The sequence below is a fragment of the Nocardia sp. CNS-044 genome (assembly GCF_059570515.1).
The window spans coordinates 1,495,214-1,514,842 of sequence record NZ_JCANSX010000005.1; the positions used below are offsets into that span (position 1 = coordinate 1,495,214).

Consider the following 19,629-nt stretch of genomic DNA (forward strand, 5'->3'; position numbering starts at 1 on the left):
CGCGCATCTCGCTCGCGCAGCAGGCACACTTATGACTGTGACGGTGCGAGTAGGGGCAGTGCATCTCGGTTGGGATGTGGTGTCCGTGGCAGCGGGCGGCGGGCGAACTCCGATCCGGCCGGTGCAGGTGGAGGGTACGTACACGCCGCCGGCGTATCTGCTGGCCGATTCGTCCGGTCGGTTGCACACCGCCGGTGTCGACCGGCAGCGTCCCGACCTCGGGATGGCCATCGCCGACGTGCGCGACATCCTCGGTCACCCGCAGATCGTGGTGGCCGGGGCGACTTGGCCCGCGGAGATGGTCTTCCGCGCCAGGATGTACAACCCGCTCGCCGCCATCGGCAAGTACCTGCGCGGCAAGCCGGACGTGGTGGCGCTGCCCTTTCCGGACGGCTGGCCGGACGAGAAGGTCGAGGTCTACGCCGAGCTCGTCGAGACGCTCGACGTGGTGGTCGAACCGCTGCCGGAGAGTGTCGCGCTCTCGGGGTACGTGCGCGCGCTCGGTTTGGTGCGCGCGCCCGACAAGCGCAACCCGCGTGGTGTCGGCGCGACCGGCGTCTACTCCGACGGCCGCACGATGCTGGTCGTCGCGGTGCACGGTGACGACGAGCAGCCCACCGAATCGGTCGACGTGCCGGTCACCAGCGACGCCATGCGCGACGCGCGCTCGGCCGACAATGTGGTGATCGAGGTCATGGCCGCGGCCCGATCCATCGGCGCGGACACGTCGACGGTGCTGCTGAGCGGCAATGTCTGCTTCAACGAGGCGTTGCGGTTCGCATTCCAGAATCACCTGGGTCACCGGTTGCATGTCGCCGATCATCCGATGCACGCGTTGGTCCTGGGTGCCACTCACCTGCTGGTCACGGACAGTGCGGAGGAGGAGCCGGAGCAGGGCGGTCGGCATGCGGAGCCGCGGAGCGAGTATCCGCCGCATGCTCAGCATCCTGGGCAGTGGCAGGCCGATGCGGGTCAGCGGCCTGTCGAACCACCTGTGCAACCGGCTCAGCGGCCGGTCGAATCGGCGCAACGTCCACCGGAAACGGTTCAGCGGCCCGATCTCGGTCCGCAGGCTCCGTCGGGATCGCCCGTGGTCACCTACGGCCCCGGTTACCCGACGGTGCCGCCGAACGCCGAACCCGCGCCCAGCGAGGAGCCGACCACGCGCGTAACCCGCGAGGATCTGGCGCGTGGTCTTCCGCCGAACCTCGCGGAGTTGGGCAGCCGGTTCACCAGGCCGCCAGGCCAGCACGGCGACGATCAGCGGAACGCCGCCCTTGGTCACCGGGCTCCCGACTCGCTGCCGCCCGGTCCGCGGTCGCCTTATCCGCCGCCGAACCAGCAGGGTTCCTGGCAGGCGCCCTCGTCCGAGCTCGAGGACGACGACGAGGACGGCAAGGGCCGCAAGGGCAAGATCTGGGGCAAGATGAAAGGCAACCTGTTCGGCGCGCACGCCATCGCCGGCGCGGTAGCGCTGGCCGTGGTCGCCATGCCCGCCGAGGGTGACCGGATCGAGCTCACCGGCGCCGCCGAGCCGGTCCGTTCGGTGGTCGACGAGGTCGTACCCGTGGCCTGCGGTCTGACGCCGCACGTCGCGCCGGGCGAGCGCAAGCAGGGAATCGCCTCTGTCCGGGAGCCCGCCGCGGTGGATTCGGAATGCGCGCCGCCGAGCATGGACACGCTGCGGTACGTGGTGCCCGGCCCGCCGGGCGCGATCGACCCGGGGGCCCCGGTCGAGATCTGACCGGATTCGGGGACCTCGATACCTTCCTGGTATCGTTCTGCGTTGGCGTGTGGGCGATCGGGAGATTCCTCGTGGATCACCGGTTCGCGCACCGAGGCCCGGGTCTCAACCGGCCGCCGGGGTCACCTCGACCGCACGCTTTTGGCTGGCAACACCGACTACAGACAGGGAAGCACTGTGCCTACGTACAGCCCCAAGGCGGGTGACGTGACCCGTAAGTGGTACGTCATCGACGCCACTGACGTAGTGCTCGGCCGTCTTGCCGTCCAGGCAGCGAATCTGCTGCGTGGCAAGAACAAGCCGACCTACGCGCCGAACTTCGATGGTGGCGATTTCGTCATCATCATCAACGCGGACAAGATTGCCATCTCCGGCAACAAGCGCACCGACAAGCTCATCCACCACCACTCCGGGCACCCGGGCGGCCTCAAGTCGCGCACTGTCGGTCAGGTGTTGGAGACCCGTCCGGAGCGTCTCGTGGAGAAGGCCGTCAAGGGCATGATCCCGAAGAACAAGCTGGGCAACGCGATCGCGGGCAAGCTCAAGGTCTACGCGGGCCCGACCCATCCGCACGCCGCTCAGCAGCCCGTTCCGTTCGAGATCAAGCAGGTGGCCCAGTGACCGCTCCCGAGGAATTCAACGAGGACTTCGCCGAAGAGGCCGCCGTCGAGGTCGTGGAGGAGGACTACGGCTACGACGCCGAGCCCGCCGCCTACGCCCCGGTCGTCATCGATCGCCCGGTGCAGACCGTCGGCCGCCGCAAGGAAGCCGTCGTCCGCGTCCGTCTGCTGCCCGGCTCCGGCAACTTCGTGCTCAACGGCCGCACCATCGAGGACTACTTCCCGAACAAGGTGCACCAGCAGCTGGTCAAGTCGCCGCTGGTGACCGTCGAGCGCACCGAGTCCTTCGACGTGCACGCCCGCCTGGTCGGCGGCGGCCCGTCGGGTCAGGCAGGCGCCCTGCGTCTCGCCATCGCCCGCGCGCTGATCGAGGTCACCCCCGAGGACCGTCCCGCCCTCAAGCGTGCCGGCTTCCTGACCCGTGACCCGCGTGCCACCGAGCGCAAGAAGTACGGTCTGAAGAAGGCGCGTAAGGCGCCTCAGTACTCGAAGCGCTGATTTTGGCTTCGTCGATCACCGCCATCCGGCACCCTGGGGGTGCCGGGGGCGGTATGGTCGGCGCGGCAGCTGTACGAGAGCAGGCTTCCAGCACCGCTGGTCGCCTGCTCTCGCTGTATTGAGTCGCGGCGTTCGCGGGCCCTGCGGTTGCTCAGGCCGACGCCTGCGGGCCAACGCGCATGTCGCGAAACCACCGATGAGGGGCGAGGTATGGGACGTTTGTTCGGCACCGACGGTGTCCGCGGGCTTGCCAACGGATCGCTGAGTCCGGAACTGGCACTGCGAGTTTCCGGAGCGGCGGCGCAGGTGCTCGGCCGCGGCAAGAAGCGCGCGCTCGCGGTGGTAGGCCGCGACCCGAGGGCATCCGGCGAGATGCTGGAGGCCGCCGTGACCGCCGGACTGACCGCGGCTGGCGTGAACGTGCTCTCGGTGGGTGTGCTGCCGACGCCCGCCGTCGCCTACCTCACCGGTCTCTACGACGCGTGCCTCGGCGTGATGATCTCCGCCTCGCACAACCCCATGCCGGACAATGGAATCAAGATCTTCGCCGCGGGCGGTCACAAGCTCGACGACGCCGTCGAGGACCGGATCGAGGCACTGCTCGCCGAGGACGCCACGCAGCGTCCGACCGGTGCGGACATCGGTCGAGTGCTGAACGCCTCCGGCGCGCGCGACCACGGCCTGGTCATCCCGGATCAGTACAGCCTCGAAGGCACCCACGAGCGGTACGTCGAGCATCTGGTCGAGGGCACCGGGCAGGACCTGAGCGGACTCACCGTGGTGGTCGACTGCGCGCACGGCGCCGCGGCCGAGGTCGGTCCTGCCGCGTACCGCGAGGCGGGCGCGACGGTGATCGCCATCAACGCCGAACCCGACGGCCTCAACATCAACGACGGCTGCGGTTCGACCCACCTCGAGCAGGTGCAGCGCGCGGTGCGCGAGCACGGCGCCGACCTCGGACTCGCCCACGACGGCGACGCCGACCGCTGCCTCGCCGTGGACGCCGACGGCAACATCGTCGACGGTGACGCGATCCTCGCGATCCTCGCCCTGGCCATGAAGGACGCGGGCGAGCTCGCGAAGGACACGCTGGTCGCCACCGTCATGAGCAACCTCGGCCTGCACATCGCCATGCGCGAGGCCGGAATCGCCTTGCGTACCACCGCCGTCGGCGACCGCTACGTGCTGGAGGAACTACGCCGCGGCGGCTACAGCCTCGGCGGCGAGCAGTCCGGCCACGTGGTCTTCCCGAAGTTCGGCACGACCGGCGACGGCATCCTCACCGGCCTGCGCCTGATGGCGCGGATGGCCCAGACCGGCCGCACCCTCGCCGACCTCGCCAGCGTCCTCGAGACGGTGCCGCAGGTGCTGGTGAACGTGCCGGTGAACGACAAGGCCGCGGTCGCCGCCGCACCGGAAGTGCGCGATGCCGTGTCGGAAGCCGAGCGTGTGCTGGGGGATTCCGGGCGAGTTCTGTTGCGTCCCAGCGGTACCGAGCAATTGGTTCGGGTGATGGTGGAGGCGACCGATTTGGTGCAGGCGAAGCAGCTTGCGGATGATCTGGCGAAGCGGGTTGCTTCGGTTTAGGTTCGGCTGGTTGGTTGGCTTGCATCGCTCGGCCTTCCAGTAGTGGCGTGGCGGCTGCGGGCTGGTGTACCGAGAGCTTCGCAGGCTGGTCACGTGCTTGGGGCTTGGCAGTGACCGCCGCAAGCTGGTCTCCCCAGGGCGGGTAAGACTGTGGCGCGGGCTAGGTTTCGTGGTTGCGTTGGGTGACGTGATCTCGGGGGTTCGTTGATTCGAATTGGTCTGTCTGCCATGGTTACCGTGAGCGGTGCTGGGCGCGTGGTGTCGGGAGAATGCCCGACCAACCCCGAGCCCGGACCCCACGAACAGCTGAGTCATACCACCGACCCTCGACGCGGTAGCAGTCCCTGCACGCACTGACCGGCGAGTTGTCCACAGGCGCAGAGTTGTCCACCGCCCAACCATTTCCCCAGGTCACCAAATCCAGCCTCCCACGCGGTCAGCCCAAAGTGGTCCCATGCGACCGGGACTGACGGAAGTTCGAGACAAGCAATTCGGCGCCTTCACCGCCTGGCAGGCCTTGTGCGAGTACACCCGCGCCGAAATGCGCACTCGCGTCGACCGCGGCGACTGGGTGCGCGTGTTCCACGGCGTCTACCGCGAATCCGCGACATCGTCGACCCCTCAACTGCGAGTAGAGGCCGCGCGACTATCGATCGGAGCCCAGTCGCTGGCCGCCGCGTACGAGACAGCCGCGGAGCTGCATGGATTGGCCGTGACCGAGAGCAGTGCAACCCATGTGCTCGGCGCCCAGCGATCCCGAACCTCGCGCCTGGTGGTGCACAGCGATCGGACAGAGCCGGGGGACTTGGAACTGATCAACGGCATCGTGGCCACGAACGCGATCCGAACCGCCGTCGACGTCGCGCGTACCACCGACCGACTCGACACACTGGCGACGTTGGACTCCGCACTGCGCCTCGGACTCTCCCGTACGGCCTTGCTCGCGGAGAGCGAACGCCACCGGGGCCGCCGCGGCTACGTGCAGGCAGTGGAGCTGATCGAGATCGCGGACGGTCGCGCGGAGTCGCCGATGGAGTCGCGGACACGGCTGCGCTGTATCGACGCCGGACTGCCGCGCCCCGAGCCGCAGGTCCAGGTGTCTACCAGGAATGGGCTACGGCGACTCGATCTCGGGTGGCCCGAGTGGCGCATCGGCCTGGAGTACGACAGCGCCACACGGCATTCCGGCGAAGCCGCGGCAGCACGCGACGACCTGCGGCACAACCGGCTCTCGGCGGACGGTTGGACCGTCTACTACGCGACCGCGACCGACGTGTACTTGCGACCGGAGAACTTCATCGAGCCCATCCGATGCGCGATGCGGGGGCGGTGAGCGATGGCTATCCAACTCCCCACAGCGCGGACAGGCCGGTCAGTCCTCGATGAGTTTGCCGTTGTCCATATGCCAACGCCGCGTCGCACGAACCGAATCCAGCATCCGTCGATCGTGCGTGACCAGCAGCATTGTGCCGGTGAAGGATTCGACGGCCTGCTCCAACTGCTCGATCGCGGGCAGGTCGAGGTGGTTCGTCGGCTCGTCCAGCACCAGGAGATTCACTCCGCGCGCCTGCAAAAGCGCCAGCGCCGCACGCGTGCGCTCGCCAGGCGAGAGCGTGTCACAAGCACGCAGCACGTGCGGCCCGCGCAGCCCGAACTTCGCCAGCAGCGTGCGCACCTCGGCATCCGGCCAGTCCGGCATCTGCTCGCCGAAAGTGTCCGCGAGGGAGGCGGTCCCACGGAAGAGTCCGCGCGCTTGATCGACCTCGCCGATCTCGACACCGGAGCCGAGCGTCGCGGTCCCGGAGTCGGGCTGGATCTTGCCGAGCAGCAGCGCGAGCAGCGTCGACTTGCCGGAACCGTTCGCACCGGTCAGCACGATCCGATCGGCCCAGTCGACCTGGGTCGTCACCGGCCCGAGGGTGAAATCGCCTCGGGTGACCGTCGCGTTGGAGACCGTGGCGACCACCGACCCGCTGCGCGGCGCCGCGGCGATGGACATTCGCAGCTCCCACTCCTTGCGCGGCTCATCGACGACATCCAGCCGCTCGATGCGGCGCTGCGTCTGGCGGGCTTTGGCCGCCTGCTTCTCGGTCGATTCCGCACGCATCTTGCGGCCTGCCTTGTCGGAATCCAGCTTCTTCGGGTCGCGGGCCTTGCGGCGGGCGTTGCGCACGCCGTGCTCGAGCCAGTTGCGCTGCATCTGCGCCCGCGCCTCCAGTCCCGCTTTGGTATCGGCGTACTCCTCGTACGCGTCCCTGGCGTGCTGCCGCGCGATCGCCCGTTCGGCGAGGTACGACTCGTAGCTGCCGTCGTAGACGCCCACCTGCTGCTGCGCCAGATCGAGTTCGACGATCCGGTTCACCGTGCGCGCCAGGAACTCTCGATCGTGGCTGATCACCATCAGCGGCACCCGCACGCCCGTGACGAACTGCTCGAGCCGAGCGAGTCCGTCCAGGTCCAGATCGTTGGTCGGCTCGTCGAGCAGCAGAATGTCGAAGCGGGACAACAGGACCGATGCCAGACCGGCACGGGCCGCCTGACCACCGGAAAGACCCGTCATCGGCGTGTCCAACCCCGTTGCGAGGCTCTCGGTGAGGCCGAGCTCGGCGGCGACCTCCTCCGCCCGCTGATCGAGATCCGCCCCGCCGAGCGCGAGCCAGCGTTCCAGCGCGGGCGTGTAGTCGTCCGCACCGCCCTCGGCCAGCCGTTCCGCGGCGGAGTCCATCGCATGCTGCGCCGCCGTGACCCCCGTGCGGCGGCCGAGGAACTCCAAGACCGTTTCGCCGGGGATCCGCTCCGGCTCCTGCGCGAGGTAGCCGACCGTCGCGTCCGGCGGGCTGAGCGTGATCGAGCCGGTGGGCGTCGCCCGGTCGGCGAGCATGCGCAGCAACGTCGACTTGCCCGCGCCGTTGACTCCGACCAAGCCGATCACGTCACCCGGAGCGAGCGTCAGGTCGAGATCGTCGAACAGGGTGCGTTCGCCGTGTCCGGCGGAGAGTCCGCGCGCATGCAAAGTGGTGCTCACAGGGAGAAGTCTGCCGTCTTCCCGTCGGCCCGCCGCACGCGGGCGCACTCGAAAGGGCGCCGCCGGAGACCGGGCGAACCGGATCCGCGCCCCCGCTCGGGGTTTCACCCTGAGTCGTCGCGCGAAGAAATCAGGGTCCCGATGGGTCGACGGACCGATGTGCGCGAGCGCCCGCACGCGGAGAGTGGATGGCACAGCGATCGACACCAGAGAGGGAAATCCGATGACCGCACCCGCCCGCCGCCTCACCCGCACCTCCCACGACAAGTGGATCGCCGGAGTCTGCGGCGGCATCGCACAGTACTTCGGCTGGAACGCCGGCATCGTCCGGCTGCTGTTCGTCCTGTCCTGCCTGCTGCCCGGCCCGCAGTTCATCCTGTACCTCGTTCTGTGGCTGGTGATTCCGAAAAAGTGACCACCGCGACCGGGTCGGGGGCTGCGCCAGGGACTCGTGGATGACAGGATGGAGTGATTCCGCGCGCCTGCCGGAGTTCCGCACCATCGCACGAGTCCCGTCCGAGGAGGAGCCATGATCACGTCCGGCGAGTTCCCGGGCATGGATCTACCCGACATCGACGCGTCCACCCCCTTGGACGGCCTCGGGGCTGTCGAACTGAACCAGCCCACCCAGGACATCAACGCCGACGGCATCCTGGACTCGATCACCACACAGGGCGACGACGCCATGCAGGTCTGGACCGACTACGACCACGACGGCTTCGCCGACCACGTCACCGTCGTCGAAAAAGACGGCGACTACGCCGCCTGGGAGTTCCACCGCCACCCCGACGGCTCCTCCGAATGGGTCCGCACCGACCAGGGGAAGATCGGTTAGTTTCCGGTGGAACCGAAACCGCCTCGGCCGCGTCCAATTACGTGATCGAGTAGTTTGGCGATCGACCTGCCGTCATCCGCAAGTCCCCCGCGGATGATCGGCGGTGTCGGTGGTGTTGCGCATTCCTGCGCGGAAGGATGTTCGGTGGCGGGTTTCTCCAGGTGGACGTCGAGGTCCTCGGCAAGACAGTGCAGTCGCTACGCGGTGCGGAGCAAGTGCTCAACGACGCTGCTTTCGAACTGATGTTGATAGCGGATCACCCTCGGGCGGCGCCGAGGGCATCGAGCCTGCTGACGTGCGCCGAAAGCCGACTGACCGCCCTGCGTCCCACGGTCGCGGATCCGACCATGGGACTTGATCTCCTCTGCAGCCGGGAGGTCGAGGCGGAGCGCGGTGCAGTAGCGATGTCAGGCCCAGTGGCATTAGATTTTGCGTCTACACCCGCCCTGACGGAACCACGTGGGACGTACGTGCGTCCAAGGAGATGAGGCAGCGTACGGTCGCCCGTGTCGATCCGCGCCTAGGTGGCCGGTGACAACGGAAGGGGGTCTCGATGACGACCGATGGCCAGGTAGGGGGCTCGACGAGACTCGACTCGATATACCTTGTGAACGGGGCGATTTCGTTGCTGGACCTGAGTTTCTGTCGGTGCAGTCCGCTATCGAATGCACCAGCTTGCCGACGCTGCCACGGCCGAACCGTGATAGGGCGGCGTGCTAGCTCACGCACGATCGAAGGGAAGTCGTTTTGACTACAACTCCACAGACAGCAACGGGCAGCGTTGTCGTTGATCCAGGCGCACTGCAAGCAATGGCGGGTAAGTTGCGACTGTCCGCAGCGACGATAGGTAACAACGTCAAGGCAGTAACGAAGAACGACTTCGGTCCCGATCAGGCTGGTCGGGAATACCGAACGCAGGGCACAGATATCCATGATGGCCTTGTGCGAGTTGCAAAATGGCTTGCCAACTGGCAGCAAGCGGCCGAGGGCACTGCGGATGCGATGGGTCAGAGTGCAGTAAGCTATATGATTACCGATGATGCGCGAGCCACCGAGTTGGCCAGGTTTACAAAATGATATCCTCTGATCTGGAAACGTTTACATCGGTTCGCGTGATTATCGTGGCGAAGGGGGCTGATACTCGTGGTTTACACGACCAGCGTTGACAGCTTCGACGTGAACAAGATCCTCGATGATGGTGCCAGTGGGCTCCTGTATTTCGAGAAATATCTTCAGTTGTGCCTGGAGGCCGTGAAAACGACTGGTCCGACGTATGAGGCAATGGCGGCGAAGTACGACATGCAACGCGGCATGGATCTCGAAGCGCTTCGCCGTGTATCGGCGGGACTCAAGGATGCTCTCGAAGCCGCAGATTCGGAATGGGAACTACAGAATTCCCAGTTGCAGATTCTTCCCTCCGTCTGGCAGGGAGGCGCAGCTAATGCGGCGATAACCATGATGAGCGACCAGGTGAAACGGGCCGACGAGGACCGCGGTCAGGTTCGCTTCGCTCTCAGTGCGATTGATGCGGCGGTTCTCAGCATCAGGTCGGTCATCGTGACGAAGGCGAAGACCGTCGACTCGTTTTGGGATGATGCGAACCAGGGGAGAATCGACGGGAAGACTCCGAGCGACGTATACGACATTGTCCAAGCCGCGAGAAGTGGTGCTAGTGAGGACTGGGGGACCAATCCATTCGACAGCGATCAGCGGATCGACCATCTCCGGCGAATCTTTCCCGGAGTATCCGATGACGACATGCCTCGCAAATGCTGGGAATGGGTACGCGAGATCTTCTACCCCGATGTCAAGAAGAAGGTCGATCTCTTCGACGGTGCGTGCAACAAGGCGCACCAGTCGATAGCGACGCTGTACGGAGCGATAACCACCGCCCTCGCGAAATTGGATGACGACCCGTATCCTCGCCCAGCCGTTCCGACGAGTCCGGGAAACAACCCTGGTCCGGCACCTGGCCCTAGCACGCCGGGGCCGAGCACACCGGGGCCGAGCACACCGGGGCCGAGCACGCCAGGACCTTCCACTACGCCCGCCACGACGACTGACCCCTCTACTACGACAACGCCATTCACTACGTCGCTCGAGAGCCTTACTGGACTCGCCAGCACACTGACTTCATTGGCGAGCACCGCCGCGCAGTCGATCAGTGAAGGGCTCAGTGCGTTGGCCGAGCCGATCAAAGAGGGAATCGATGGTGCGCTCGGAAACATCCTGGAAGCGGAGGATGCCAAGGAGGAACCGCAGGACGCCGAGGAGGGCGACGGAAAGCCCGGCGACAAGGCAGCGGAATTCGATCTTGCTGGCAAGCATTTGAAGTTCGAGATGGGCTCCGACGGTCAGCTCAAACTTGTCGTGACGGATGACGACGGGACGCTGAAGGAGTTCACCGTGAAAATTGATGAGAACGGCGCCCCCGTCATCTCGATGAACGGGTCCGGACCAGAGGATGACCAGCGGTCGGGCGGCGAGGAAAGCGATCCCGACGCTGAGCCTTCGACAGGTGCGGTCGATGATCAAGCGCATGCCCCCGATCCCGGATCGGCACCCGGAGAAGGACCAGGCCAGCCGGTGGTTGCGCCAGGAAAACCGCCAACTGGCAAGCGTGAAGAGGATGGTGAGCATCATCCTGGGATCGCACGGGTTGATCCACCAGAGGAGCCGTTCGATAGCGGGGCGCAATTGGCAGAGGCAGGTCCGCTGTGAGTCTGATCGACGATATCGAGCAGATCGCCGAACAGTACCGGCGTGAAATGCAGTCGACGCAGGATGAACTCGACGAATGGAACCGGAGTATCGAGGAGCGCGGTAGGGAACTCGTCGAACGGTGGGAGCGTGAAGCCGTCGACGTCGAAGAGAAGGAAGAGGCGGACGCCGAAGCCAGGGCTGAGCAGGAACGCCTCGCGGCCGAGGCGCGGGAGCAACGGGAGGCGATCGCGCGCTCGATTGCGGCACGCAAGGCCAAGGATGTAGTCACGCCGATCGATGAGGATGACGACCCCGAGTCCGAGTACTACCGGCGCAAGAGCTGGTTGATCTGAGCGAATAGGTAGAGGTGGACGGGTTTCCGCGCGTGCCGAGTTCCTGCGGCGGAAACCGTCCCGGGCGGTCCACATCGCCGTGTGGTTCCGATAGCATGGCGCGGCGGTGTGAGAATGACGAAGGGGGCGGCACGTGACCGACCTGCGGGCCGGTGAGGTGTTCGCCGGGTATGAGATCGAACGGGTGCTCGGCAAGGGCGGGATGGGCACCGTGTATCTCGCCAAACATCCGCGTCTTCCGAGGAAGACGGCGTTGAAACTGCTGAACTCGGAAATGTTCGGCGACAAGGAGATTCGGGCACGGTTCGAGCGCGAGGCGGATCTGATCGCACGGCTCGAGCATCCGAACATCGTCGCTGTATACGACCGCGGCGTCGAGGATCGCAATCTGTGGATCTCGATGCAATTCATCGCCGGAACCGATGTGGCGACGCTGGGTGCGATCGAACCGGCGCTTGCGGTTCGTGTCATCACCGAAGCCGCTGCGGCACTGGACTATGCGCATCGACAAGGGGTGCTGCATCGGGACATCAAACCGGCGAACATCCTGCTCGGCGATCCCGAGCCTGGGCAACCGCCGCGGGTCTTCCTGGCGGACTTCGGCATTGCGAGGTTGCGCGACGAGCAGCATGGGTTGACTCAAACGGGGACCTTCACCGCAACGCTTGCCTTCGCTTCGCCGGAGCAGCTGACCGGAACTCCGCTCGATCACCGGTGCGACCAATACTCATTGGCCTGCACGTTGTTCGCACTGTTGACGGGGACGGCGCCCTACGATTCGACCAATCCCGTCTCGGTGATTCGGTCGCATCTGTCGGATCCGCCGCCACCCATCAGCGCGCGGCGATACGGGCTGCCACCAGCGCTCGACACGGTGTTGGCGCAGGCGCTGGCGAAACGGCCCGAAGCCCGATACGCCAGCTGCGGTGAGTTCGCGGCAGCGGTCGCGCGTGTTTTGCAGACCGGTCGGCCTGTTACCGCTCCACATCAAGTCAGCGCACCAGTCGGGGGTGGGTGGCAACCGCCGAATCAGGCTCGCCTGCAGCCGATTGCACAAGGATTCCCGGCGGGCCAGGGCGGGATGCCACCGGCGAACCCGCCTTATCCGGCGCCGCCATTCTCGCCCGCTCCTCCGCATATCCCGACGCCGTACGGTCCGAACGCCGGGAGTCGTCCAGCCGGGACTGGTCGGCCATCCGGAAAACTGCTCGCGGCGCTGGGCGTCGGGCTCACGGTACTGCTGGTCGGGGTTGTTGGTGTCGTCGCGTTCGCCGCAAAGGCCAGCGACTCATCGCCTCGATCGTGGGCGGGCCTCACGACCGTCGCCTGGCCGGAGAAAGAACAAAAGATCGTCGCCGATTTTCCGAAGTTGCTCCCCGGCGGCAAAGGCACTACCGCGACGGGGTGGCGAGGCGTGTGGTGCACGTTCTCGGATGGCCTCGATCGCAGGGGTTTCCGGTGCCTCGGCGGAGATGCCGACGCCGCGGACCTCACTCTCTACGACTACAAGACTGCCGACGCGGTGCGCGAGAAGCTCGACTCGTTCGCCGCTGACGGTGAGGGGCCCGCGGCTGCTCAATGGTCACGGAAACCGCATGCCGGGTGTGCATCGGATCCTCTGGTTTTCCTGCCGCCGCCAGGGTCCATGTCGACCATCACCGAGGGCGACGTGTTCACTACTTTCCCGGACGACCCGCGGCTGTCCAGGTACTTGATCGGTATCGACCGGACGGGCTACAACGCCCAGCAGCTCCTCGACCACTGGTGGGTGGACGCGCCGCTCTGCGGGTGAGGCGCCTACTTGCGCAGCAGCTGGGCGAGGGTGCCGACAGAGAGTTTCGGCCGTTCCTCTTCCTGCGGGGCGTTCGGGTCGACGAGTTGGGTGTGGGGGATGGCGGCTTCCGGGTCGGCGAAGGGCTTGTAGGTCTTGTCGCCGAGGACGTGGTAGTTGAGGTAGCCGACGAGGAGGGCGCGGGTGGTGCGCGATGTCTTGGCTTCGTGCTTGCCCGCGCCGAGGGCGGCGAGGGCGCGCCGGCCCTCGATGATGCCGTTGTGGGAGGCGCCGTCGACGGTGCGCAGGAGCGCTTCGCCAGCCCAGGCCGCGGTGAGGGGGAAGGCGTTGGAGCTGACGGAGGAGACGTCGGTGGCACCGGCCACGATGAGCGCGGGGATGTCGAGGTCGGGGGCGAGGGTCTCCGCGGAGGGGGCGGTCGGCGCGGGGTAGAGGGCGGCGAGCGCGGCGACCCGGCGCTGAGCGGCGGCGATGACGGCGGCCCCCGCTCCCATGCCGTGCCCGACCAGGGCGAGCTTGTCGGGGTGCACGCTGATCTCGCCGTCGCCGAGGCGCACGCCGGTGCAGATGTCGAGCGCGGTGAGCAAGTCGGTCGCCAGGCCGAGATGTGACGGAATCGGCCCGCGCTCGGTGTCGGGGGCGGCGACGACGTAACCCCAGGACGCGAGGTGTTGGAGCAGTTCACGGTAGTTGGCGACGCCGGTGAGCCAGCCGTGTCCGAAGGCGACGGCGGGCAGGCCGAGCCCGCTTTCGGGCGTATAGACCACCCCCGGCTGGCCCGCGATGGCCAGGTTCCCCCGCAGCACCCGGTGCGGGCCGCGGCTGGTCAGGGTGCTCAGTAGCGATTTCACAGACGCCGACACGACGTGAACGTTATCCGATAAGTACTCTGGTGAGCCATGTGCGGAATCGTTGGCTACGTCGGGTACCGGGACGCGCTCGGCGTCGTCGTTGACGCATTGCGCCGCATGGAATATCGCGGGTACGACTCCGCGGGCGTCGCAATCCTGGACGGAGCGGGCGCTCTCGCTGTCGAGCGCAAAGCGGGCAGGCTGGCCAATCTGGAGGCCGAGCTCGCCGAAACCGGGGTCGCCGGCTTCGCTGGCACCACCGGCATGGGACACACCCGGTGGGCGACGCACGGCGCGCCGACCGACCGCAACGCGCACCCGCACCGCGACATCTCCGGCAAGGTCGCGGTGGTGCACAACGGCATCATCGAGAATTTCGCGCCGTTGCGGCGCGAGCTGGAGAACGCGGGCGTCGAGCTGCTCAGCGACACCGACACCGAGGTCGCGGTGCACCTGGTGGCCCGCGCCTACGCCGACGGGCCGACCGCCGGTGACTTCCCGGCCAGCGCGCTGGCCGTGCTGCGCCGCCTGGAGGGCGCGTTCACGCTGGTCTTCACCCACGCCGACCACCCGGACGTGATCGTGGCGGCGCGCCGTAGCACCCCGCTGGTCGTCGGCGTCGGCAAGGGCGAGATGTTCATCGCCTCGGACGTCACCGCGTTCATCGAGCACACCCGCGAGGCGGTAGAGCTCGGTCAGGACCAGGCCGTGGTGATCACCTCGGACAGCTACAAGGTCACCGACTTCTCCGGCGCCGAGGACGGGGTGCGCACCCGCCCGTTCACCATCGACTGGGATCTGGCGGCCGCCGAGAAAGGCGGCCACGATTACTTCATGCTCAAGGAAATCGAGGAGCAGCCGACCGCGGTCGCCGACACCTTGATCGGGCACTTCACCACCGACGAGTCCGGCGGCCGGATCGTGCTCGACGAGCAGCGCCTCGCCGATCAGGAGCTGCGCGAGTTCGACAAGGTCTTCGTGGTGGCGTGCGGCAGCTCGTATCACGCGGGTCTGCTGGCCAAGTACGCGATCGAGCATTGGACGCGCCTGCCCGTCGAGGTGGAGCTGGCCAGCGAGTTCCGCTACCGCGACCCCGTCCTGGACCGGTCGACGTTGGTCGTGGCGATCTCGCAGTCGGGTGAGACCGCCGACACGCTGGAGGCGGTGCGGCACGCCAAGGAGCAGAAGGCGCGCGTGCTCGCGATCTGCAACACCAACGGCGCGCAGATCCCGCGCGAGTCCGACGCGGTGCTCTACACCCGCACCGGACCCGAGATCGGCGTCGCCTCCACCAAGGCGTTCCTGGCGCAGGTGGCCGCGAACTACCTGGTGGGTCTGGCGCTGGCGCAGGCCCGCGGCACCAAGTACCCAGACGAGGTGGCGCGCGAATTCCGCGAGCTGGAGGCGATGCCGAAGCTGGTCGAGCGGGTGCTGGAGACGGCGCCGCAGGTGCGCGCGATCGCCAGGGAACTGGCGCACGTTCCGACCGTGCTGTTCCTCGGCCGCCACGTGGGATACCCGGTGGCGCTGGAGGGTGCGCTCAAGCTCAAGGAGCTCGCCTACATGCACGCCGAGGGCTTCGCGGCGGGTGAGCTCAAGCACGGCCCGATCGCGTTGATCGAGGACGGACTGCCGGTGATCGTGGTGATGCCCTCGCCGAAGGGCCGCGCGGTGCTGCACTCCAAGCTGCTCAGCAATATCCGCGAGATCCAGGCGCGCGGCGCGCGGACGATCGTGATCGCGGAGGAGGGCGACGACACGGTGCGCCCGTTCGCCGACGATCTCATCGAAATCCCTTCGGCCCCAACGCTTTTCCAGCCACTGCTCTCGACCGTCCCGCTACAGATCTTCGCCGCCGAGGTGGCGCAGGAGCGCGGTTACGACGTCGACAAGCCGCGGAACCTGGCGAAATCGGTGACGGTCGAGTAGGTCTCGAAAGTGCTGCTCGGCCAGGCCCGACCCACCCACGACGCCGCGCTGTCCAGCGCGCTCGGGCAGGCGGCGGCCGAACCGGAACTGGCGCCGCTCGTCGCGGCAGTCGAGGCGTTGAACACGTCCGCGCGCGGTGCGCGGATGCGGGAGTACCGGCCGGTGTGACCGGACCTACTGGACGGTGACCGTGCCGCGCATCTCCGGGTGCAGGGTGCACAGGTAGCGGTAGGTGCCGGGCTGGGTGAAGGTGTAGCTCCACTCGCCGTTGTCGAAGATCGGGCTGTTGATGCCCATGGCCTTGTCTCCGATGCCCTGCACCGAGTGTGGCGCCTTGTCGGAGAACTTCCACCTGACGGTGTCGCCGACGCCGACCGTGACGTTCTCGGGCGAGAACTTCATGTCGTCCACGTCGACGGTGACGCTGGCGGCCTTGCGCTCGCCGGTCGGTGTCCCGGATGCCGACGTGGCCTGCGCGGTGCCGTTCCCCTCGGGTGCGGACTCGTCGGAGCCGCAGCCGGCCAGCGACAGCGTCGCGGCCACCGCGAACGCGGTGACGATCGGAGCGGACTTGGCGCGGCTAACCATCGGCATGATGTTCGAGCTTAGTGGCAGAGCCGGAGGCCGGAGCGGTCGGGAACGCCTGTCCGGCGGGCAGGGCAGAACCGCCGGGACTGTGGCACGGCGGATTTCGGTGCGCGAGAAGGTAGTGTCCGGGCGGGTGGCCAGCCCGAAGCAACCAGTGGAGGCGCCGATGTCCGTTCTGCGCGGCTATTTCACCGCCGACGAAGTGCGCGCGGCCGAGGCCGAACTGTTCACCAGGGTGCCCGAGGGGATCCCGATGCAGCGTGCGGCGCACGGCCTGGCGACGATCGTCGCGGGCGAGCTGCGCGCGCGGACCGGGGGCATCGCGGGGCGGGCGGTGACGCTGCTGGTTGGCTCCGGCGACAACGGCGGCGATGCCCTGTGGGCGGGTGCGAAATTGCGGCGACGGGGCGTGGAAGTGACGGCGGTGCTGCTCGATCCGGCCCGCGCGCACGCGAAAGGCCTTGCCGCGCTGCGTGCGTCGGGCGGGCGGGTACGCGAGGAAGTCGGCGTGCCCGATCTGGTCGTGGATGGCATCGTCGGTATCTCCGGGCGCGGTCCGCTGCGGCCGCGTGCCGCGGAAATCGTCGCGGGGGTGCGCGTTCCCATCGTGGCGGCGGATCTGCCGAGCGGCGTCGATCCGGATACCGGGGCGGTGGCGGGGCCCGCGGTGCGTGCTGCGGTGACGGTCGCGTTCGGTGCGTACAAGCCGGTGCACGCACTGGCGGCGCCGTGGTGCGGACGAATCGAATTGGTGCCCATCGGTTTAGAGCTTCACGTCCCTGAACTCGCCGCGCTCGAACCGGCGGAGATCGGTGCGCGGTGGCCAGTGCCGGAGTCGACCGACGACAAGTACACCCAGGGCGTCACCGGTATCTGCGCGGGCAGCGCGACCTATCCCGGTGCGGCCGTCTTGTGCACGGGCGGTGCGGTAGCGGCCACCTCGGGCATGGTGCGATACGCGGGTACCGGTGCATCGCAAGTGCTTACACATTTCCCGGAAGTGATTGCGGCGCAGAGCGTTTCCGACACCGGCCGGGTGCAGTCCTGGGTGTTCGGTCCGGGTGCGGGCACGGACGCGGACGCGCGCGAACGGCTCGAGCAGATCCTCGCGACCGACCTGCCCACGGTGGTGGACGCCGACGGGCTGACCTTGCTCGCCGCCGCCCCCGACCTGGTGCGCGCCCGGACCGCGCCGACGGTGCTGACGCCGCACGCGGGGGAATTCGCTCGGCTGACCGGGCAGGAAGTGGGTCCGAACCGGGTCGGCGCGGTGCGCGAGCTCGCCGAGAAATGGCAGGTCACCGTGCTGCTCAAGGGTCGAGCAACCCTGGTTGCCGCCCCGGGCCGCCCGGTGCTCGTCAACGAGGCGGGCGGATCCTGGGCCGCCACGGCGGGCGCGGGCGACGTCCTCTCCGGTGTCATCGGCGCCCTTCTCGCCGCGGGCCGCGACCCCGCCTGGTCCGCCGCTGCCGCCGCCCGCGCCCACGCTTTGGCCGCCAACCTCGCCGCCCACGAGAACCACCCCACCGCCGCCCCCACCTCGGCGACTCCACTCCTCGGCCACCTTCGCGCGGCGATTCGCACGTTGCGTTCGTTGAGTGACTGAAGTTGTTCGAGGCAGCGTCCTGTCATCCAGCTCGCGCCGAATCGAACGGCCGCCGAACCCGGCGCCCGTCGGCCATGCATCTCGCTCATCCGTCCAGCTCGCGGGAACTCCGAACCGCTCGCCGATTGCCGGGGAGTGGCTGGCGGCGTTAGCCGGGTTGACGAGGGTCGACCCCATCGCCTTGGACGCCATCGTTTCACTTCGACAACCACTTCCACCCCACCTCAACGCCCCCCGATCCCACGTCCGGTCCTCACCGATCACCCCCCGACAAACCGCGATGACCTGCGGAGTCGGTACTCCCTGACAGTGCCGACACCCGGAATGGCAGGATCGGCTGTTGTGAGTGCGCAAGTGGAGACCGTCGTCGATCTCGATGCCATTGCCCACAATGTGCGGGTCCTGCGGGAGTACGCGGGGGACGCGGCGGTGATGGTGGTGGTGAAGGCCGACGGCTACAACCACGGCGCGGTGGAGGTCGCGCGGGCCGCGTTGGCGGCGGGGGCTCGGGAGCTCGGGACGACCACGATTCCGGAGGCGCTGGACTTGCGCGCGGCCGGGATCGACGCGCCGATTCTCTGCTGGCTGAACAACTCCGGCTCCGACTACGCCGCCGCGATCGCCGCCGACATCGAGATCGGCGTCTCCTCGCTCGCGCATCTGCGTTCGGTCGAGGCAGCGGCGCGGCGGATCGGCCAGACCGCGACGGTCACCCTCAAGGTCGACACCGGCTTGAACCGCAACGGCATCGCCCCGGACGAATACCCGAAGGTGCTCGCCGCACTGCGGGACCTGGTCGCGGAAGGCGTCGTGCGCTTCCGCGCGATCTTCTCGCACCTGGCGCACGCCGACGAGCCCGACCACCCGTTCCTCGACGTGCAGCGCGACCGGTTCATCGAGGCCATCGCCGACGCCGAGCGACACGGCCTGACGCCCGAGATCACGCACCTGGCCAACTCCGCCGCCGCGGTCACCCGCCCCGACCTGGCCTTCGACATGGTGCGCCCCGGCATCGCGGTGTACGGCCTGAGCCCGGTCCCGGAGATGGGCGATTTCGGCCTGCGCCCCGCGATGACGTTCCAGGCCAGGGTCGCTCTGGTGAAACGGGTGGCGGCGGGCGAGGGCGTCTCGTACGGGCACCAGTGGATCGCGCCGCGCGACACCACCGTCGCCCTCGTCCCCGCCGGATACGCCGACGGCGTATTCCGTCCGCTGAGCGGCCGCTTCGACGTGTGGCTCGGCGGCGCGCGGCGCCCCAACGTCGGGCGCGTGTGCATGGATCAGTTCGTCGTCGACCTGGGCGACAACGCCGCGGGCGTGGCCGAGGGCGACACCGCGATCATGTTCGGCGCAGACCCGGACCAGCCCGTCGCCCAGGACTGGGCCGACGTGCTCGGCACGATCCACTACGAGATCGTCTGCTCGCCGCGCGGACGGGTGGCGCGGCGGCACATCGGAGCTTGCCCGTGCTGATGCCGTGTGCTGGACTCGTCGGCGT

The 19,629-nt window shown here is 67.7% G+C and carries 18 protein-coding genes; 15 read left to right on the forward strand and 3 right to left on the reverse strand.

Annotation, left to right across the window (positions count from 1 at the left end):
• The first annotated feature begins 31 nt into the window (after positions 1 to 31).
• From T333_RS07460 to T333_RS07480, 5 genes are all read left to right on the forward strand, one after another.
• Positions 32 to 1,744, forward strand: a complete 1,713-nt coding sequence (locus T333_RS07460) for a hypothetical protein (protein WP_357245764.1) — start codon at positions 32 to 34, stop codon at positions 1,742 to 1,744.
• Positions 1,745 to 1,921: 177 nt separating this feature from the next.
• Positions 1,922 to 2,365 carry a 50S ribosomal protein L13 gene (gene rplM, locus T333_RS07465; protein WP_067833240.1) on the forward strand — a complete coding sequence of 148 codons (444 nt, stop codon included), beginning with the start codon at positions 1,922 to 1,924 and terminating at the stop codon, positions 2,363 to 2,365.
• On the forward strand, positions 2,362 to 2,862 hold the full coding sequence (gene rpsI / locus T333_RS07470) for a 30S ribosomal protein S9 (RefSeq protein WP_084482930.1): 501 nt from the start codon (positions 2,362 to 2,364) through the stop codon (positions 2,860 to 2,862). The genes rplM and rpsI overlap by 4 nt, the downstream gene beginning before the upstream one ends.
• 210 nt (positions 2,863 to 3,072) lie before the next feature.
• Complete coding sequence (gene glmM, locus T333_RS07475) at positions 3,073 to 4,449, forward strand: phosphoglucosamine mutase (protein ID WP_357245760.1); 1,377 nt, start codon at positions 3,073 to 3,075, stop codon at positions 4,447 to 4,449.
• 454 nt (positions 4,450 to 4,903) lie between these two features.
• On the forward strand, positions 4,904 to 5,782 hold the full coding sequence (locus T333_RS07480) for a type IV toxin-antitoxin system AbiEi family antitoxin (RefSeq protein ID WP_496423988.1): 879 nt from the start codon (positions 4,904 to 4,906) through the stop codon (positions 5,780 to 5,782).
• Positions 5,783 to 5,821: 39 nt separating this feature from the next.
• Here T333_RS07480 and T333_RS07485 read toward each other — a convergent pair whose 3' ends face one another.
• Positions 5,822 to 7,474, reverse strand: a complete 1,653-nt coding sequence (locus tag T333_RS07485; RefSeq protein ID WP_496423989.1) for an ABC-F family ATP-binding cassette domain-containing protein — start codon at positions 7,472 to 7,474, stop codon at positions 5,822 to 5,824.
• A 223-nt stretch (positions 7,475 to 7,697) separates the two neighbouring features.
• Here T333_RS07485 and T333_RS07490 point away from each other — a divergent pair, with 223 nt between their 5' ends.
• The 6 genes from T333_RS07490 (at position 7,698) to T333_RS07515 (ending at position 13,157) form a co-directional block, all read left to right on the forward strand.
• Positions 7,698 to 7,889 (forward strand): PspC domain-containing protein, encoded by a 192-nt coding sequence (locus T333_RS07490; protein WP_067784968.1) that lies wholly within the window; start codon positions 7,698 to 7,700, stop codon positions 7,887 to 7,889.
• A gap of 114 nt (positions 7,890 to 8,003) precedes the next feature.
• Positions 8,004 to 8,309 carry a DUF6802 family protein gene (locus tag T333_RS07495; RefSeq protein ID WP_355000079.1) on the forward strand — a complete coding sequence of 102 codons (306 nt, stop codon included), beginning with the start codon at positions 8,004 to 8,006 and terminating at the stop codon, positions 8,307 to 8,309.
• Positions 8,310 to 9,056: 747 nt separating this feature from the next.
• A complete protein-coding gene (locus tag T333_RS07500; protein WP_355000078.1) occupies positions 9,057 to 9,386 on the forward strand; it encodes a hypothetical protein in 330 nt (109 codons plus the stop codon).
• 66 nt (positions 9,387 to 9,452) lie between these two features.
• Positions 9,453 to 11,030 (forward strand): hypothetical protein, encoded by a 1,578-nt coding sequence (locus T333_RS07505; RefSeq protein ID WP_496423990.1) that lies wholly within the window; start codon positions 9,453 to 9,455, stop codon positions 11,028 to 11,030.
• Entirely contained in the window at positions 11,027 to 11,365 is a 339-nt protein-coding gene (locus T333_RS07510; protein WP_355000076.1) for a hypothetical protein, read from the forward strand. Before T333_RS07505 ends, T333_RS07510 begins: the two co-directional genes overlap by 4 nt.
• A gap of 133 nt (positions 11,366 to 11,498) precedes the next feature.
• Positions 11,499 to 13,157, forward strand: coding sequence for a serine/threonine-protein kinase (locus T333_RS07515; protein ID WP_496423991.1), 1,659 nt, complete (start codon positions 11,499 to 11,501; stop codon positions 13,155 to 13,157).
• 5 nt (positions 13,158 to 13,162) lie between these two features.
• Here T333_RS07515 and T333_RS07520 read toward each other — a convergent pair whose 3' ends face one another.
• Positions 13,163 to 14,020 (reverse strand): alpha/beta hydrolase, encoded by an 858-nt coding sequence (locus T333_RS07520; protein WP_496423992.1) that lies wholly within the window; start codon positions 14,018 to 14,020, stop codon positions 13,163 to 13,165.
• A 36-nt stretch (positions 14,021 to 14,056) separates the two neighbouring features.
• Between T333_RS07520 and glmS the strand changes: the two genes are divergently transcribed.
• Both glmS and T333_RS07530 read left to right on the forward strand, forming a co-directional pair.
• Positions 14,057 to 15,937, forward strand: coding sequence for a glutamine--fructose-6-phosphate transaminase (isomerizing) (glmS, locus tag T333_RS07525; protein WP_141807294.1), 1,881 nt, complete (start codon positions 14,057 to 14,059; stop codon positions 15,935 to 15,937).
• Between the two features lie 9 nt (positions 15,938 to 15,946).
• Positions 15,947 to 16,105 (forward strand): hypothetical protein, encoded by a 159-nt coding sequence (locus tag T333_RS07530; RefSeq protein ID WP_357245735.1) that lies wholly within the window; start codon positions 15,947 to 15,949, stop codon positions 16,103 to 16,105.
• Positions 16,106 to 16,111: 6 nt separating this feature from the next.
• Here the strand turns inward: T333_RS07530 and T333_RS07535 are convergent, their stop codons facing one another.
• Positions 16,112 to 16,531 (reverse strand): cupredoxin domain-containing protein, encoded by a 420-nt coding sequence (locus tag T333_RS07535; protein WP_357245732.1) that lies wholly within the window; start codon positions 16,529 to 16,531, stop codon positions 16,112 to 16,114.
• A gap of 169 nt (positions 16,532 to 16,700) precedes the next feature.
• Between T333_RS07535 and T333_RS07540 the strand changes: the two genes are divergently transcribed.
• Entirely contained in the window at positions 16,701 to 18,131 is a 1,431-nt protein-coding gene (locus tag T333_RS07540; RefSeq protein ID WP_496424160.1) for an NAD(P)H-hydrate dehydratase, read from the forward strand.
• A gap of 324 nt (positions 18,132 to 18,455) precedes the next feature.
• Positions 18,456 to 19,604 carry an alanine racemase gene (alr, locus tag T333_RS07545; RefSeq protein ID WP_496423993.1) on the forward strand — a complete coding sequence of 383 codons (1,149 nt, stop codon included), beginning with the start codon at positions 18,456 to 18,458 and terminating at the stop codon, positions 19,602 to 19,604.
• The last annotated feature ends 25 nt before the right edge of the window (positions 19,605 to 19,629 follow it).